Source organism: Pedobacter sp. Leaf132 (assembly GCF_920984695.1).
Lineage (GTDB): Bacteria > Bacteroidota > Bacteroidia > Sphingobacteriales > Sphingobacteriaceae > Pedobacter.
In genome coordinates, this window is the sequence record NZ_CAKLBO010000002.1 from 179,655 (window position 1) to 197,370 (window position 17,716).

Annotated in this window: 14 protein-coding genes; 6 read left to right on the forward strand and 8 right to left on the reverse strand. The window is 35.3% G+C overall.

Annotated features, from left to right (window positions below; genetic code table 11):
• The first annotated feature begins 36 nt into the window (after positions 1 to 36).
• Together LUA86_RS04550 and LUA86_RS04555 are read left to right on the forward strand one after the other, a co-directional pair.
• A complete protein-coding gene (locus LUA86_RS04550) occupies positions 37 to 1,023 on the forward strand; it encodes a cation diffusion facilitator family transporter (protein ID WP_231459409.1) in 987 nt (328 codons plus the stop codon).
• Positions 1,010 to 1,456 (forward strand): NUDIX domain-containing protein, encoded by a 447-nt coding sequence (locus tag LUA86_RS04555; RefSeq protein WP_231459410.1) that lies wholly within the window; start codon positions 1,010 to 1,012, stop codon positions 1,454 to 1,456. The genes LUA86_RS04550 and LUA86_RS04555 overlap by 14 nt, the downstream gene beginning before the upstream one ends.
• A 41-nt stretch (positions 1,457 to 1,497) precedes the next feature.
• Here LUA86_RS04555 and LUA86_RS04560 read toward each other — a convergent pair whose 3' ends face one another.
• The 5 genes from LUA86_RS04560 to LUA86_RS04580 form a co-directional block, all read right to left on the reverse strand.
• Positions 1,498 to 1,932 carry an SRPBCC domain-containing protein gene (locus LUA86_RS04560; protein ID WP_231459411.1) on the reverse strand — a complete coding sequence of 145 codons (435 nt, stop codon included), beginning with the start codon at positions 1,930 to 1,932 and terminating at the stop codon, positions 1,498 to 1,500.
• A 70-nt stretch (positions 1,933 to 2,002) separates the two neighbouring features.
• Positions 2,003 to 2,419 (reverse strand): VOC family protein, encoded by a 417-nt coding sequence (locus LUA86_RS04565; protein ID WP_231459412.1) that lies wholly within the window; start codon positions 2,417 to 2,419, stop codon positions 2,003 to 2,005.
• A 97-nt stretch (positions 2,420 to 2,516) separates the two neighbouring features.
• Positions 2,517 to 3,890: an exonuclease domain-containing protein gene (locus tag LUA86_RS04570; protein ID WP_231459413.1), complete on the reverse strand. Its 1,374-nt coding sequence runs from the start codon at positions 3,888 to 3,890 to the stop codon at positions 2,517 to 2,519.
• Between the two features lie 146 nt (positions 3,891 to 4,036).
• Positions 4,037 to 4,666 carry a hypothetical protein gene (locus LUA86_RS04575; protein ID WP_231459414.1) on the reverse strand — a complete coding sequence of 210 codons (630 nt, stop codon included), beginning with the start codon at positions 4,664 to 4,666 and terminating at the stop codon, positions 4,037 to 4,039.
• Positions 4,667 to 4,671: 5 nt separating this feature from the next.
• Complete coding sequence (locus LUA86_RS04580; protein ID WP_231459415.1) at positions 4,672 to 5,034, reverse strand: two-component system response regulator; 363 nt, start codon at positions 5,032 to 5,034, stop codon at positions 4,672 to 4,674.
• Positions 5,035 to 5,166: 132 nt separating this feature from the next.
• Between LUA86_RS04580 and LUA86_RS04585 the strand changes: the two genes are divergently transcribed.
• From LUA86_RS04585 to LUA86_RS04595, 3 genes are all read left to right on the forward strand, one after another.
• Positions 5,167 to 5,853, forward strand: coding sequence for a DUF421 domain-containing protein (locus tag LUA86_RS04585; RefSeq protein ID WP_231459416.1), 687 nt, complete (start codon positions 5,167 to 5,169; stop codon positions 5,851 to 5,853).
• Between the two features lie 107 nt (positions 5,854 to 5,960).
• Positions 5,961 to 7,178, forward strand: coding sequence for a sterol desaturase family protein (locus LUA86_RS04590; RefSeq protein ID WP_231459417.1), 1,218 nt, complete (start codon positions 5,961 to 5,963; stop codon positions 7,176 to 7,178).
• A complete protein-coding gene (locus LUA86_RS04595; RefSeq protein WP_231459418.1) occupies positions 7,168 to 7,860 on the forward strand; it encodes a lysoplasmalogenase in 693 nt (230 codons plus the stop codon). Before LUA86_RS04590 ends, LUA86_RS04595 begins: the two co-directional genes overlap by 11 nt.
• A 297-nt stretch (positions 7,861 to 8,157) precedes the next feature.
• Here LUA86_RS04595 and pbpC read toward each other — a convergent pair whose 3' ends face one another.
• Both pbpC and LUA86_RS04605 read right to left on the reverse strand, forming a co-directional pair.
• Entirely contained in the window at positions 8,158 to 10,536 is a 2,379-nt protein-coding gene (pbpC, locus tag LUA86_RS04600; RefSeq protein ID WP_231459419.1) for a penicillin-binding protein 1C, read from the reverse strand.
• A gap of 226 nt (positions 10,537 to 10,762) precedes the next feature.
• On the reverse strand, positions 10,763 to 16,354 hold the full coding sequence (locus LUA86_RS04605) for an alpha-2-macroglobulin (protein ID WP_231459420.1): 5,592 nt from the start codon (positions 16,352 to 16,354) through the stop codon (positions 10,763 to 10,765).
• A 269-nt stretch (positions 16,355 to 16,623) separates the two neighbouring features.
• Here LUA86_RS04605 and LUA86_RS04610 point away from each other — a divergent pair, with 269 nt between their 5' ends.
• Positions 16,624 to 17,043 (forward strand): nuclear transport factor 2 family protein, encoded by a 420-nt coding sequence (locus LUA86_RS04610; protein WP_231459421.1) that lies wholly within the window; start codon positions 16,624 to 16,626, stop codon positions 17,041 to 17,043.
• Between the two features lie 137 nt (positions 17,044 to 17,180).
• Here LUA86_RS04610 and LUA86_RS04615 read toward each other — a convergent pair whose 3' ends face one another.
• Positions 17,181 to 17,585, reverse strand: coding sequence for a hypothetical protein (locus LUA86_RS04615; protein ID WP_231459422.1), 405 nt, complete (start codon positions 17,583 to 17,585; stop codon positions 17,181 to 17,183).
• Positions 17,586 to 17,716: the final 131 nt, after the last annotated feature.

The window sequence follows — 17,716 nt, forward strand, 5'->3', positions numbered from 1 at the left end:
TTGTACCATTAAGCGTAAATTTGAAAAAAAATCCTTGTGACGGTAAAGAAGAAAGCTATAATTTTATCTCTTGTAGTAAGTGTTGTTTTAATGCTTGCCAAGTTTACGGCATATTTTATAACAAACTCTAATGCTATATTAACAGATGCCGCCGAAAGTATTGTAAACGTTATTGCAGGCAGTTTTGCCTTTTATAGCATCTATTTAAGCACTCAGCCTCGCGATGAAAACCATCCTTACGGGCATGGTAAGGTTGAATTTTTTTCTGCCTTTGTAGAAGGTATTTTGATACTTATTGCCGGTGTGATAATTATTTTTAAATCTTCTTACAATTTAATTTATCCGCACCCAATTGAGCAGTTATTACAGGGTACAATAATTATCGGTGTTACCGGATTTATCAATATGGTTGTTGGTTTGTACCTGATTAAGGTAGGTAAAAATGAACACTCTATAACGCTCGAAGCTGACGGAAAGCATTTACTAACAGATACTTACACAAGTATTGCGCTTGTGGTTGGTTTAATATTAATTCAACTGACAAATATAATTTGGTTAGATAGTTTACTTTCTGTTTTGGCTGGTTTATACATTGTTTATTCTGGTTATAAATTAACCCGTGGCTCGGTTGGTGGTTTAATGGATGAAAGTGATTTTACTTTGGTTGAAGAAGTTGTTGATGTTTTACAAAAAAACAGACATAATCCATGGATAGATGTTCATAATCTGAGAACGCAGCAATACGGTCATGAATTTCATATCGATTGTCATGTAACGTTGCCTTACTATTTCGATTTAAACCAGGTGCATAGGGAAATATCGCAAATAGACGAACTCATTAATAAAAGTGGCGTAAGAAAGGCAGAGCTTTTTATACACGCAGACCCATGTTTACCCGAGTGTTGCAATTATTGCCACATGAGCGAGTGCCCGGTTAGAAAGGAAGCTTTTAATAAAGAAATTGTTTGGACACCAGAAATTGTGATAAAAAATAAAAAGCATTTCGAGAATGAGTTACTTTAACGTTAGAGTTTACGGCTTATTGATTAATCAAAATAACGAGGTTTTGGTTAGCGATGAGGAGGAGTATGGCTTTAGATTTAGCAAGTTTCCAGGAGGTGGTTTAGAGTTTGGCGAAGGATTAATTGATGGCTTGAAAAGAGAATTTATGGAGGAATGCAATGCAGAAATCGATGTTATCTCTCATTTTTATACCACCGATTTTTTTGAAAAATCATCATTTAATGATAGTCAGGTGATTAGCGTATATTATTTAGTAAAAGAAAAGGCACCATTAGAACTGGCATTTAAAACTAAAATATACGATTTTGATTCAGAAGGGGAGGTTTTACAAGCTTTTAGATGGGTGAAAATTGAAAACTTAAATATTGAAGAAATAACCTTTAAAACGGATAAAACTGTAGCTGAACTTTTAAAAAAATATAATTTAGCATAATCTAAAAAGCAGCATCAAATTATCGTTGACACTGCCTTTTTTTATGCTGTTGGTTCTAAATATGCCTGTAATGCATCGTTTAAAAAATAAGACCAACCACTTTTAAAGTTTTCTTTTACAAAATCTTTTCCGTTTTCTTTAAAGGTTTCTAAACCCACATGCGTTAATTTTAACTGGGTAGTATCGCCATTATCAAATAATTGCCAGGTGATTTCTGAATTACCAGGATAATTATCATACCTCCAGGTGTAGGCAATTAATTTTTTTTCCTCAACCTTTGTGATTTCGCAAAGATGCAAATATTGCGGACCATCATCCGGACCGCCAACAAAATCAAATTTAAAACCAACTTTAGCTTTAAAATCATCTATCTGAAAGTACCACTTTTTAATTTTTTCGATGTTAGTTAATGCATCCCAAACTTTTACAGCTGGTACATTGTACACTTTTTCTACAATTAAAGGTTCTTTATTCATGATGATAAATTTTACTTAATTATTTAATTAAGTATTAATAAAGTGTTATTTTTCAATTTGTTATGTAAGATTACCCTAATGGCATCTTACTAATGTCCATGTATAAAATATTCCAGCGTTGTCCATCTAAATCAACAAAACCGCACCCATACATCCAGCCATCTTTATAACCTGGTTTAGCATACAATGTGCCACCGGCATTTAAAACTTTTTGAGCTAATTCGTCAACTTCCTCAGGGCTTTCGGCATCAAACGAGAACAATACCTCATTTCCAGAAATGTTATCTGCCACATCGCTATCTGCAAAACTTTCATATAATGATTTTTCAAAAAGCATTAATACAAGATTACTTTCGCCCATAAAAAAAGAGGCTGAATCTTCCCTTACACCATATTGCAAATTTTGGCTGAAGCCAAGTTTTGTAAAAAAATCTTTCGATTTACTAACATCTTTAACAGGAAGATTTATCCAGATTGATTTTATCATGATTTTATATTTGATTAAAATTAAATGCTAAATAGCTTGTTCAAAATAGATAAAAACGAAGTAAAAAGCGCATTTATGCAGGTTTTATTTTGCCTTTTTAAAGTTTATATAACTTTTGAGGATGCTGCTCTGCGTGATTTAGTATTAAATTAAGAATATAACTATTTGATTGGTAAACTGATAAATCATTCTTTAATGGGGCTAAACCATCTTCCAGATAATTTTTTTCTGTAAAATAGCCCATGCCATAAAATTTACCTTTTTCAACAACCAGGCAACTTAATTCATTGTCCATTCTTCCCTCATCCACCAAGGCGAAAGTGGGTTGTAAATTTTGGATTTCTTCTAACGCTTTGTTTAACCTCTTGTTATAAATTGCTACGGTTTCTATACCGCTGCATGCACCAAAACATTGTCCGTTTTCATGAGCAGCACATTTAGTGGCTGTTTTTTGCAGATAACATAATTTAGCACAAAGCTGGTATTTATCAACCAAAGCATTTAAAAAATTATAACCTTCCAGCAGGTTATTAAAACTTTGTAGTGGATTATTATTTTTCTTGTGCTTATCAATTGCCAAACGCAAATAGCCATTCTGATCTTCGAAAATATATAGGTCGTATTTATGTTCATAGCGCTTCATTGCCCGATTATTTTCTGGCCATAAGCGTTTAATTTCATTAGCTTCCAGAATTAGCGCCATCAATTCTGTTCCACAGGTTACATAATCAACATCGTAAATGCTCTTCAAAAAATCTTGCCGCTGCTTATTTGGTCTATTGCCGGTAAAATGACTCGTTACACGTTTTTTTAAATCCTTGGCTTTGCCAACATATATTATTTTGCCTTTGCTATCTTTAAAATAATATACACCAGGTTTATTTGGTAATTTTATTATTGCAGCTTTATCAAGATTTGGAGGTAAAACCTGCTCTTTTGAAGTCTTTTTAAGCATTTCTGCAATGTAACCCTCTTCATCGGCAAGCAAAAGCATGTTAAATAAAATACTGGTTGCATTTGCATCACCTGCAGCACGGTGGCGGTTTTCTATAGGTATTTGCAAGCTGCTACATAATTTACCTAAACTATAGGAGGCTTTGCCGGGAATCAGTTTCCTACTTAACCTAACTGTACAAAGCTTTTTACACTGCAAATCATAACCAGCGTAGCCCAAATGATATTTTAAGAAAGAATAATCGAAATTTACATTGTGTGCCACAAAAACTTTATCATTAAGTAGCTGATAAATTTGAAAGGCAACATCTTCAAAATAAGGCGAATTGGCCAGCATATTATTATCAATGCCGGTTAATGCTGTAATGTAATCGGGTATATGTTGTTTCGGATTGATGAGCGTTGAAAAAGACTCGACAATCTCATTGCCATCATGGATGTTTATGGCAACTTCAGTTATTCCATTAGCTGATGCATGACCTCCGGTAGTTTCTATATCTACAATTGCGTATAACATTGAATTGATTTGAACACAAATTTATACTAAAATATTTAGTAATAAAAATGCTTTTCAAGATAAATTTTTTAGCTTTTAAAATTTGGATAGAAAAAAAGCGACTAACGTATTAACGTAGTCGCTCTACACTTTTGTATGCTTAAAACTTATAGTTTATTTAATAATTTGCTCAAATTTGGTTTTATACCAATTGCAATAGGAACAGTATTAAAAGTTCTGTTTTGTATTTTACTTGTGCCGTACATGTAACTCGTTTCAACAAAGAAAGCTGCACCACCCAAATTGTACTCAATACCTCCACCAGCTTCAATAATTCCGGTTGTGTTTGATTTATTACTCATTGTTACTTGTAAGTTTTGAGCATTTACCGCGGCTTGTGGAGTGAGAATAAAGCCGCCACCGCCACCGGCGAAACCATAAAAAGCCCATTTATCTACTATTTTTCGATAACCTAAGGCAACATTTAAAAGATATGTAGTTGAACGACCTTTTTGAAGGGTGTAATTAAATCCTGCATCAGGAGTAATTTGGTTAAATTCAAAAGCATGTAAACTAACTTTTGGATATAAAAACAGTCCGCCATTTCCTAAACCTAGATTTAAACCCAGCGAAGTCGAAAATTTAGGTTTTAAATAATCGGCAGTTTCTCCAACAGGAAAAGCAAAGCCGATACCACTCATAGAATAAAGCTTGTCTGGTCTGCCAGTTTGTGCTTTAATGTTGATTGAAACAGCCATTAAACATATTGCTAAAAGGCTAGGGATTTTAAAATTCATATTTGTTAGTTTTGGGTTAATGCACTTACTTTTTTAAGCATTGTATAAACGTTAAAGGGTTTCTCTAAATAATCATCTGGATGATATTCCTGAGATGCAATATAGCTTTCATCATATCTGGCAGAGGCCATAATTACAGGTATATTTTCTGTTTCTGGATTTAATTTCAATTGTTTAAATACCGCTCGTCCATCCATCCCATTTAACATAATATCTAAAATAATCAAATCAGGATTAAAATCTTTTACAGTTTTAAAAATGTAACGAGGTGATAATAGTGGATAAACGCTATAATGTTCGGCCTCTAAGGCCAGCTGAAAAACTTCTAAAATGTCAGGATCATCATCAACAACCAGTACTCTTTTCAAAGGGAATAATTTTTATTGTAAATACTCTCCTAATACAATGTTTTAGTGATAATGTTTTAACCAAACAGTATTTTGATAAGATTTAAACATTAGCAAAGAAAAAAGGGTTTATTATAAAAAGCAAAGCTATTTATGCCCGATTTCGAAAAAATGTTATTTGGAGATGAAAACTGGAATTTCATCCCGGAAATTATGATTAGAACATTCTTGATGTACCTTATCATTTTAATCAGCTTACGTTTACTCGGCAAACGAGGTGTAAAACAACTTTCTGTTTTCGAGCTTGTTGTAATCATCAGTTTAGGTTCTGCTGCCGGCGACCCCATGTTTTATAAAGAAGTAGGCTTAGGCTCGGCACTCTTTGTGTTTGCAGTTGTGGTTAGCGCATACAAAATTACGGCGTATCTGGTTGGTAAAAGCAAGAAGATTGAAGAAATTGTAGAAGGAAAATCAATTTATTTAATAAGAGATGGGAGATTTTCGATAGAAAATTTTAAAAAAGAACAAATGGCGCAGGATGAATTCTTCGCAGAACTTAGGCAACAGCATATTACACATTTGGGGCAAGTAGAATTAACCATCATCGAAACATCGGGGGAATTGAGCATCTTCTTTTATAAAGACGAGGATGTGAAATACGGCTTGCCAATATTACCGGATAATTTTGACGAAAGAGCAGATGTGATTTCTGAGTATGGTTATTATTCGTGCAGTTTCTGTGGGTTTACAGAAGAATTAAAACCCAGCCCTAAGCACATTTGTAAAACATGTGAAAAAACTAAGTGGGTAAAATCTATAAAAGAAACGCGGGTAACCTAATTTTAATAAATGATGATTTACAAAATCGATTAAAAAATGAGGCAAATATTCCATTTTATGATTAATTTGTAGCTTAATATTTCTAACCAAATATATTTTTCTTCTTTATGAAAGTGGATTACATTGCGTTATCTGTACCTATATTTTTTATATTGATAGGTGTTGAACTCGCTTATAATTTTTACAAAAAGCTTAATTACTATCGTCTAAATGATAGTATTTCAAATCTAAGTCAGGGGATAGGGCAACAGCTTACCGGAATTTTTATGAAAACCGCATTATTTTTTGGTTATAAATACATTTTCGAACATTGGCGACTTTTAGAAATGCCCAAAACCATTTGGGCTTGGATAATTCTATTTATTGGTGTTGATTTCTTTTACTATTGGTTTCATCGCATGAGTCATCAGGTTAATGCGCTATGGGCTGCCCATATTGTTCACCACCAATCTGAAGAGTATAATTTAACTGTTGCTTTACGTCAAAGTTGGTTTCAGGGATGGTTTAGCTGGGTGTTTTATTTGCCCTTAGCTTTTGCAGGTTTCGACCCGATTATGTTTTTAACTTTAAGTTCTTTTAACACACTTTATCAATTCTGGATTCATACCCGAGCCATTAAATCGATGGGTTTTTTAGAATACATTTTAAACACACCTTCTCATCACAGGGTTCATCATGGTTCTAACCCAAAATACATCGATAAAAATCACGCCGGAACATTAATTATTTGGGATAGACTATTTGGTACTTTTCAAAAAGAAGAAGAAGAGGTATATTTTGGAATTACGAAACCTCTAGCCAGTTGGAATCCGGTATGGGCTAACTTACATTATTGGGATGATTTAATAAATACAGCTCGGCAATCTCCAAAGCTTAGCGACAAAATCAATGTATTTTTAAAACCTCCGGGCTGGTTTCCGGAACATTTAGGAGGCTTTAAGCATGCGCCAGAAATTGATACGACCCGTTATCAAAAGTATAATCCAGCATATCATTCTAAATTAACTGGATATGTTTTGGTGCAATTTATAATCGCCCTGGCAGCAGGTTCTGCAATATTATTTTCCTACCACAAAATGGATAACTTATTGCTAATTTCCGGGGCATTTTTTACCATTTGCACCCTTATCACCTGTGGTGCGTTATTAGAGCAGAAAAATTGGTTGGTAAAATTTGAATACATCAGATTGGTTTTTGGCTTCGTAATGGTTTTGATTTTAAAATTTCCAACCGAATATCAGCTTATATTTGCAGGCATACAGTTAATATCCGTAATTTGGTTCTTCAATTTGCAAAAAGCAAACCGTAACGCTGATGAAGACTAAGCTGTTTTCCTTTATTTTTGCCATTATATTTATCATTCAGTTATATGCTGAAATTTCTGGTAATATCCCAGTTCGCAATTTTTCTAAGCCATTAATTGTTTTAACACTTTTGGTTTGGCTTTTTACTGCCACAAATCTTAAAGGTAAATTTCATAAACGCATTTTTACAGGTTTAATTTTTGCCATGGCTGGCGATGTTTTTTTAATGTATCAGGCAAATAATTCTGGCTATTTTATTTACGGTTTGGTTGCATTTTTACTTTGCCATATTTTCTACATCAGGGCTTTTACGCTCGATCATAAATCAAACCCTAATCTTAAAAATCCCTTTTTTTTATGGGCAGTAGGTGCGCTGATAATTTTTTGCGTTGGCTTGTTTTTTTACCTGCAACCACACCTTGGAGCCATGCAATTTGCCGTATTGTTTTATGCCATCATTATCACATTTATGGCAATTATGGCTGTAAATAGGTATGCAAAGGTTAATTTTCTTAGCTACAAAGTTATTTTGTACGGTGCATTATTTTTTCTTCTATCAGATAGTGTATTAGCTGTAAATAAATTTGCATTTCCGATACCTCAAAGTGGCATATTAATTATGGCAAGCTACATGATGGCGCAGTATTTAATTGTTTACGGTACGGTTGAGCGCAAGCTGGTGGTGACGAAAACAGAGATTTAAGTTTTTTTTTGGAAAGCAATGTTCAATGCTAATCGGTTGTAGCAGTCCTGCTATCGTTACTCCCGATGAAGAATCGGGATTCACTTTATCAGGTTTATTTAACTTAGGATATTGCAATAAATTTAATACTATTTGGGTAACCGTTGACTGAATTCAACGGCAATAAATTGCATTTTGTGTTAAGCAATTCGCCGTAATTATTGCGGATTACGTATTATCCATTTCATTGCCGTCGGTTTCAACCGACGGTATCCAGGCATTTAACTAGAATTGCAATGAAAACTAATATCTGCCCCGCTAATCCTTCTTTTTATCTTTATCCAAAACTGTAAAAGTCTGTACTAACCTTTCTCCGTTTTCATCAACAAGAGTTAAAGTATGCTTGCCCGCGGCCGGACTAACTGCCAGTTGATGATAGTTTGTAGTGGTGGAAATAAATTCGTTGTCAATATGCCAGTAAATTTTACTGCTTTGATTTCGATGTGCTGCATTTAAAACAATTTTGCCTCTGTTACCATCTAATTCTAAAGGAATATAAACCGATGCGCCATTTTTTGGATATATAAGCTCCATAACATTATTGCCACCATCAACATCGCAACCTGTTTTAAAGGGCGGCAAGGTTTTGTAATCGCTATTTTTTATTTTATAGTAATATTCCATCGCCGGCGGTAAAATAAACCAATTTAGATGTTGCATATTCGTAACACTTTCGCATTGGTCGGTAACGCGGTAAGTTCCGGTTCTATCTAAGTGTATTAATTTATGAAACGGACAAACCGTTGTTTTTTCTCCTGCGGTTGGAATCCACTCATCCACAACATTTGTACAATACTCACCAGCTTTGTATCCACTTTGTTTACAAACTTTAATCTTTTTTAACTTTGTAGTTGGTGTTTCAAACCATTTTCCTTTGGGTAAAAGTTTAAAAATATCAAACAGAACGGGTGCAGCAGCTTCAATACCAACTAAACCCGGTCGGCCCTCACCATCGGCATTTCCAACCCAAACACAAACCACATAATCAGGCGTTAAACCTATTGCCCAGGCATCGCGAAAGCCAAAACTAGTTCCGGTTTTCCAGGCAACACGCTGGGATGATGAAAATTGTTCCCATAAACCTTCATCTCCAGGCCGCATCACTTCTTCCATTGCATTAAACGTTGCCCAAATAGAACCATGCTCTAAAAAAGAATTGCGTTCATAATCTTTATGCTCTGGTTTATCATTTGTAAAATAAGTAGCTTGCTTGTAATCGTTAGGATTGTATAAACCTTTGTAGGTATTAAAATGATTTAGTGTTCTTACCATTCCCATGTATGTATTTGCCAAATCCCACATAGTTACTTCGCTTCCTCCTAAAATTAAGGATAACCCATAATGGTCGGCAGGTTGGTTTAAAGTTCCAATGCCAAGTTTTTTGAGTTTATCATAGAAACGTTCGTATTTATATTGTTGCAGCATTTTAACTGCGGGTATGTTTAATGAGCGACTTAATGCTTTATCTGCAGCAATTGCACCATCATAACCCAAATCATAATTTTGAGGCGAATAGCCAGCTATTTGTGTTGGTACATCAGGAATTAAAGTATGTGGTAAAATAAAACCATCATTCAACATGCTTGCATAAAGTAAAGGTTTAAGTGTGCTGCCCGGGCTTCTGGGTGCTTTAATCATATCAACATGACTTTGCAAATCTGCATTTTCGGGCTGATAGATATTCCCGACATAACTTACAACTTGTTTGGTTTTAGCATCCAAAACCAATGCAGATATGTTATTTATATCATTGGCTCTATATCTGTTATTATATCTTTTTAAAATGGAATTTATTTTCAGCTGAATATCTTCATTAACTGTTGATTTAATTCTTGTCGATTTAACTTCAAGATTCGCCCTTTCTGCTTTAAAGCGATTGAGTAAGTGTGGTGCATTTTGGGGAAGGGGCAAAGGCTTACCCGGAATGGGCTCTAGTTTGGAAAGATTTGCTGTTGCCTGGTCGATGTATTTTAGTTTTGCAAGTTTATCAAGTAAATCATTTCGCTTTTTTATAAGTCGGGTAGAGTTTTTACCAGGATGAACCAAGGATGGGCTATTTGGTAAAACAGCTAATGTTGCCATTTCACCCCACGAAAGCGTTTTTGCATCCCGACCATAATAGCGCCAGCTCGCAGCTTCCAAACCAACAACATTACTTCCAAACGGTGCATTTGCAGCATATAAGCCTAAAATTTCTTCCTTTGAATATTTTAATTCAAGTCTAAATGCTAAAACAATTTCATAAATCTTTTGCCAGATAGTTCTGTCTTGTTTTCGAGATAAACGAATGACCTGCATCGATAAGGTACTACCACCACTCACCACACTTTTTGCTTTGAAGTTTTGCCTCATTGCCCGGCTCATTGCCAGGAAATCAACTCCAAAGTGATTGTAGAATCTTCTATCTTCAAAAGCAATAATACAATCTTTAAATTTTACAGGTACCGAATCGGCTACTGGAAATCGCCATTGGCCATCACTGGCAATAGCTGCGCTAAGTAAGTTTCCATTGTTAGCTTCGATTACAAAAGATGTAGGCGATTTAAAAAGCTTCGCTGGAAGCAAAAATAAAAATACCAAAAGCAAAACAATGCAAGAAATATCTGAAGTAAGGAATGCTTTTGGTGTTCTATTCATTGATTTTGTTCTTCAATCTTATATTTTCTTTAGGCTATCGCAACTAAAAATTTAGATTGTTTGCTTTAAGATTGCTTCGTGCCTCGCAATGACGTACATGGTGGTCATCAATGCGAGGAATGAAGCAATGTATGCTCATTTCAGGCTTGAATATTGTTTTGATGCCGAGATAAACTTACAAAGTCTGTACAGCCTTTTGCCATTAAACTTCGTAAGTTAAACGCATTTACTTCACCACCTGAACCCATTTACCATCTTGCGTAGCAGAAATTTCGTTGTTATACATCGCTTCGCACTGTATTGCCGATAAATAATATTTACCGGTGTAAGATGCATTAAGCAATACCTTGTAAACCAAACTTTCGTTTTCACGAATATTGAAATAAGTGAAAACTCTATCATCTCTTATATCCTGATAAGTAAATGGCGAAGATGCTAACATACTTTGATTATCATTAACTCGGGTATTTATAATTTCCCAACCAGATGGGAAGATTTGAGTTAAGGCCATTTGCTCGTAATAACCCATTCTACCCGGATTTTTAACGGTAACCTCGGCATAAAAATCAGTTCCTTGTTTCAATGTAGTTGGGTCTAGCGGCGTTCCGTTTAAACGTTTGTAAACTACATTCATGTCTAACACATCTGGGCGGTTTAGCAAGAAATTATTCTGTCCAGCAACTGGCTGACCTTCTAAAACCAATCTTACAAATAAAACATTATTCCCTTTATTGGTGATGAATGCCGTATTTCCCTTAAAGTTTACGGCTGTGCTGCTAATGTACTGACCAGAATTTACCGGAGCTGTTTTTCCATCTAAAAGGTATTGGTATTGCAGTTTATTTGAGGATTGGTTTGAGCCACAGAATTTTGCAATTGCCAGCAAGCTGTACGCAGTTGTTTGCGTGCTGTACCAAGTGTTTTCGCCTAATTTAGCCGCTAAAGGTTGTAATAAACTCGCTGCCTTCGCTTTCTGTCCGAGCAATGTTAAGGTTTCTAAAATCATCGCTTCATCACGTACGTCAGAGCCATAAGTTCCGCCCATCTGTTTATAAGGTTGAATCGAAGCATCTAAACCTTTAATCATCTGTTGTGCAACATTTGCTTGTCCGGCTAGTTTATAAGCTGCAGCTAAACGCCATTTTGCAGCTACAGATAAATACTCAAACGCCTTAAGCCTGTTCATAGCTGCCATTTCTGGTTTTTTAGCTAATGCGAGCATGTATAATCTGTATGCCTGAGATAAATCTCCGCCATAGAAGTTATTACTGTTTGGTGCCCAGTTCGCCGCTTTAGTTTTTTGGTAACGCAATAATTCATCCAGTAAACCAACTGGTAAAGTATAACCCGCATTTTGCGCTTCTACTAAGAAATGACCGGCATAATTGCTTCCCCATTCGTCAGCGCTTCCTTCTCCTGGCCAGTATGATAGACCTCCATCTGTTGTTTGAAAGCCTTTTAATCTTGTAATTCCAGCTTTTATGTTTTTCTCTGTCATGGCTTTTTGCTGCTCATTTAGCGGACTTAATCTATCTAAATACAACTGAGGGAAAATGCCTGATGTAGTTTGCTCAATACATCCATGCGGATATTGAATTAAATAACTCAAGCGTTTTTTAAGGTTTATGGCAGGAATAGAGGATACCTCTAGCGTTCCGGAATTTGTTCCGGCCATCCCGATAGGTAAATAATTTACCGCCCATTTTTGGCCTGGCTGTACTGTTGCCGATACCACATTAGTAACATAAGGATTTGGATTTCTGATGTCCATTTCAACATCGTAATCTGTTTTTTCGCCACCGCTTTGAGCTGTAACTTTTACTTTAGCGATTCCCACCGTATTCGGCGCCTTAACCTCAAAGTAAGCCATTTGCTCGCCAGTTTTGGCGTAATAAAGCTGTTGTTTATTGGTGCCTTGAACAATTAAATTATTTGTATTGATGTGTACAGATACATTTTTCAAATTGTTTTCTGTAGCGAAAACAGTTACAGGTAAGGTAAATGTTTCACCCGGACCGATAACACGCGGCAACGTTGCTAAAACCATCAAAGGTTTTTTAACCTGAACCGATTTTTCTGCAAAACCATAAGCCGCATCCTGTCCGGCAACAACCATTGCCCTAACGGCACCAATATACTGTGGAAGTTTAAATTTATGCGTTTTGCTTTCACCTTTTCCAATAGTAAACGGACCCATAAATTTAACTACGGCTTTAAAACGGTTTGCCTTGGCAGGATTAAGGTTTTTATTGATGCTTCCATCGCCACCAATGCTTAAAATACGTTCTAAATTTCCACCCCATGCACCTAAAACGTAATCGAATAAATCCCAAGTTTTAACGCCTAATCCTTCGCGGGCATAAAATGCACCGTGTGGGTCAGGTGTTTTAAATCGTGTTAAGTCTAATAATCCTTCATCAACCAATGCAATGGTATAGCTCATTGCTTTGCCGTTTTGTTCACCAACCGTAATCGTATTTTCTGTTTCTGGCTTAATTTTATCCAACATTTTAATTATTGGTTTTAAAATGGTTTGTGGGTCTTCAACAGAAAGTGGAATTGCCCCATACATTCTAATTGGCAAATCGTTAATGGTTTGCGCATGAGGCTGTAATAAGGTAATGTTTGCAAAAACATTTGGCGCCATTTCTTTTTCAGCTTTAAATGAATATTGTGTTTGTCCTGCTTTGGTATCAACCCAAAAGGTTTTTAAAACACGACTACCATTTTCGATTGAAATTAATGCTCTGCCATTTTTTGCAGTTGGAATGGTTAAAGTAATGTCTTCACCAACCGTAAATTTTTCTTTGTTTGCGGTAAAAGATAACATCGAAGCTTCAGTAGGATTGGTGCCTTGCTCACGTTGTGCCCAACCTGGCCAATCTACATAAACAGATTTGCCGGTAATATGGCCACCGTTTAAATCGCGAACTAAAATTAAATAACGGCCCCATTCCGGCTCATCAATTCTTAATTTATAACTTCCTTTACCATTTGTTAAAGTTACCTGATGCGTTTCTACAAGTTTATTGTATTGGTTTTGAGTAAAATTGGCGTAAGTGTATTGATTATCCTGTTCCCACCACCAGCGCCATTGGGTTTTGTAAACCTCAACTTGTACAGTTTTACTTCCTGAAAGTAATTTTCCATCGGTATTTACATTTACAATCTCAATTTTATGGTCTTTTCCGGTAACCAACATGCCGCTTAATTTATCTCCTTTTTCTGGGCGGATACCTAAATAATTACTATAAACATGATAAGGAATACTGAAGTTATCAATGCTGAAATTTCCTCCGGGTTCAAATACCTTTGTAGTGAAATTGGCTCTTAAAACACCAGGAGCAGTATTATTTTCATTTAAGTTTGTATTAATCTGGGCTGTTCCTGCAGCATTTAATGTGCCTTCAAAAATGGTTTTTACCTGCGATTCAAAATTAACTGTTGGATTATCAAAGCTAAACCCATCATAGCCTTTAAACTTAGTTTCTGTAGTATTCAAATTTACATCAACCTTAGCTTTTAAATTTTGAGCCGGAGTGCCAAATAACCATTTTGCAGATAGGGTAGAAGCAGATGTACCTGCGGTTAAATATGTTCTGTTTCCAACGTTGAAATCAATTTTTAAACGGTTTGGCATTACCGTTTCTATCTTTAAAGTTTTAGTAAAAGTTGCGCCACCAGCCTTAACCTTTGCCATCCAGTTTCCGGTAGGCGAAGTATTTTCTGTTACCGTTTTAAAAGTGTAAAATCCATTTACAGGTTTGCCATTAATTAAACGTTTGTAGAGTTGCCCTTTTGGATTATAAAACTCCATCGTAACCGGATAATTAGCTGGAAGTTTCTTCAGTTTATCTTCCAAAACAAAAGAAACAAACAAACTATCACCTGGTCGCCAAACGCCACGCTCACCATATATAAAACCTTTTAATCCACTTTGAACAACATCGCCACCAACATCAAACCTGCTTAAAGGCAAAGAGCTTCCATCATCTAATTTCAAATATCCACGTTCCGAACCATTTTTTGCTGTCAGTAAAAATGGTTGACGTTTTAAATCAAATTTTGCAAAACCATCTCCATCGGTTTTAGTGGTAAATATGGTTTGCCGTTGATAATCCATTAATTCTAAACTTACTCCGCTTAAAGCTTTAGCGGTTAATAAATCAGTTGCAACAATAAGCATACTGTTGTCGTTTCCTCGTTTAGCAACTAAACCAATATTAGAGGCAATTAAATTACGACTTGCCCAACGCTGGTTTGTGTAGAACGAAGGTGTACATGGATTATCCTTATCATTCCAACGATAGTTTGATGGATAATAGTTATTGTAACGCTGCCAGAATTCATCGTCTTCATCAATTTTTTCTCCATAATAACCACCTTCTTCATCATAATATTCTCCACTATTTTCATCAGTGGAGCCAGCATTTTCCTTGCAATTATAGGCGTTATATTCTTGCCTGAAAGCAATCGTAACCCGATACATTGCCCCAGGTTCAGTGCGAATCATTTTATCTAAATCAAGCGTAAAACGATTCTTATTATGGAGGTTTAGCCCTTTATCTTCATCCAAACGCACCGTTTTCTGCAAAATAGGTTTGGCAACTCTACGCAATTCATTCCCATCTTTATAACTATTTGTTTGGAAAAACTGCGGGATATTGTTTTCATAAATTTTGATGACCGTAACATCAACAGCTTTTAGGTTTATCGCTTCAAATGGCAGAACTAACTTGCCGGAATTTGGCAATATGGTTCCCGCACCAGCGATGGTTACACTGGGTAATTTATCCTCGAAAGTTAAACTGGCAGTTTTACCGCCTGATAAAACTTTACCATTAATGTTTTCTATTCCATTATTTACATTTAGCGTGTAATTACCTTTTAGCTCTTCGGATGCATAAACTTTAACCTGACTTGCATCTATTGTAAAACGTAAATCGCCTAAATTGCCAAGGGTAATCATTCCCGTTAAATCCTGGCCCACACCAATAGGTTCAGAAAACTGAACTAAAGCGTAGTCTTCTTCGCCTTGTATGGCTTTCATATCCAGAATTTCAAATTTGTTTAACGCAGGAATTCTAATTTCTTCAGCACCTTTTTGGTCTGCATCAATTGCATCACCATCCCAGTTAATTTTTAAAGTTTGGTCACTACTTTTTTTCTTAATACTATCGATAGTAAATTTTGAAGTATTTTTAGCGGGATCATGTTGCCACTTTATTTTTAGTTTCTGGTCAAAATCTAACTCGATTATTTTCTCGATTTTGGAAGTTTCTTCGGCATCTGCAGTGGCTACTTCACCGGTTAGTTTCATAAAATCTAATGAGGTATTATTTTGAGAGATTAACCCATTTTGAGATAACATCACCCCAGGTGTAATTACCTTAAACTCGAAGTCGAAATCCTCTAATCCTTTTTCGGTAGCAGAAACTTCTGATAATTTAAAAGTCGCTTCATATTCTTTACCCGGTTTCAGATTTTCATCTGGCCTAAATTCTACTGTTTGCGGGTCAATCCAGTACGTTTTACCAGAGATTGATGGAGAGAAATCGAATAAATCCCGAAAATCGGCTTTGCCTAAATCTTGCATTCCCGTAGCAGCATTGGCTAAATGAACACGAATAAAACTCTTTTTTGAGATGGTTCCTGAAGTATATGCTTCTATGTATTTGGCGTATGCCTGATTATCTTCACTTGTTTTCTTTTTCCTGTTGAAGTAGAAGATAAAAATTGAGGCGATTGAAATGGCTAAAAGACCGATAAAAATAAATTTCTTTTTGGATGATGACTGGTAGGTAGATGGTTGTTCCATTTTTGAAATCGTTATTAGATATACCAAAATAAACTAAAATTCTCGTTAAAATTAATTATGTTGAAAAACTAAGATTTGTGAGGATTTAGTTAATATTCAAAACTATAGTATTTGGCCGATATGTTTTTTGTCTACTGTATATCTGTATGAAATTTCTTGTTTTTTGTGCAGAATCAATTATTATTTGCCTTTTAAAAAACTACATTCCATTTGTTCCTTTGCTATTCTTTGGATAAGTTTACCACATCAACCCAATTAAATTATATACGATGAAAAAAATATTGATGTGTTTGAGCTTAGTTTTCGCGGTAAACTTAGCCATGGCTCAAAATGTTAAAATTGAAGCAGCTGTGGAAAAGCTTAAAAACTTAATGATTCAACCAGATAGTAGTGCTTTAGATAAGCTGATTTTAAGTAATTTAAGCTACGGCCATTCTAGTGGAAAAGTGGAAACCAAGCAGCAATTTATGCATTCTCTGTTATCAGGGAATTCTGATTTTGTTGAAATAAATTTAACCGATCAAACTATCGTTATTCAAAATAAAACTGCTTTGGTGCGCCATACATTGAATGCTAAAACGAATGATAAAAATATTCCGGGAAGTGTGAAACTTAATATTTTGCTTATCTGGAGCAAAGAGAAAACAGAATGGAAGTTACTAGGCAGACAGGCTGTTAAGGTGCTTTAACGTTATACGTTTTACGTTGTAAGTTTTACGTTATACGTTGTAAGTTATACGTTTTAAGTTTTACGTTGTTCGTTCTAAAGCGTTTTGTATAAGGTTTACTTTCTCATGGCTACAACGTAAAACTCATACTGTACAACTTATCTTATCATCACCCCAGGCCTGTTTACCAAAGGGATTTTAATTAAATTTGTATCGATAATGCTTTCGGGTAGGAAGATGAATTTCTTATCGTAAATGGTAGAACCGATGTAATAACTCAACCAATATTCATTTGTTAAACCAAAAACTTCGGGGTCGATGGCTTCAACGCCTTTAAAATCGTTAGCGTTCATGTCGCCAATGAAATGTCTTAAAACAGATGTTTTCACTTGTTTACCATCTTTTTCACCATAACCTTTTGAACTGATTAAAACATTGGTAATCGGCTCATTTTTTAAGTTAACAATGTAAACAGTCCAGTTTTTTACCTCAGGCGTTTCGCTCATCAACACAACCGCCATCGCGATATCTTCAACTGTATTTTCTGGTAAATCGGCTTTCATATTTTAATCAAGTTGTCATGTTCAGACTGTCGAAACACAAATATTAGAGACTTTGAACAAACTAATATTGACACTTTCATATTCGTTCTTTGATATTATTTTAATAAATAGATTGCTTCGTGCCTCGCAAT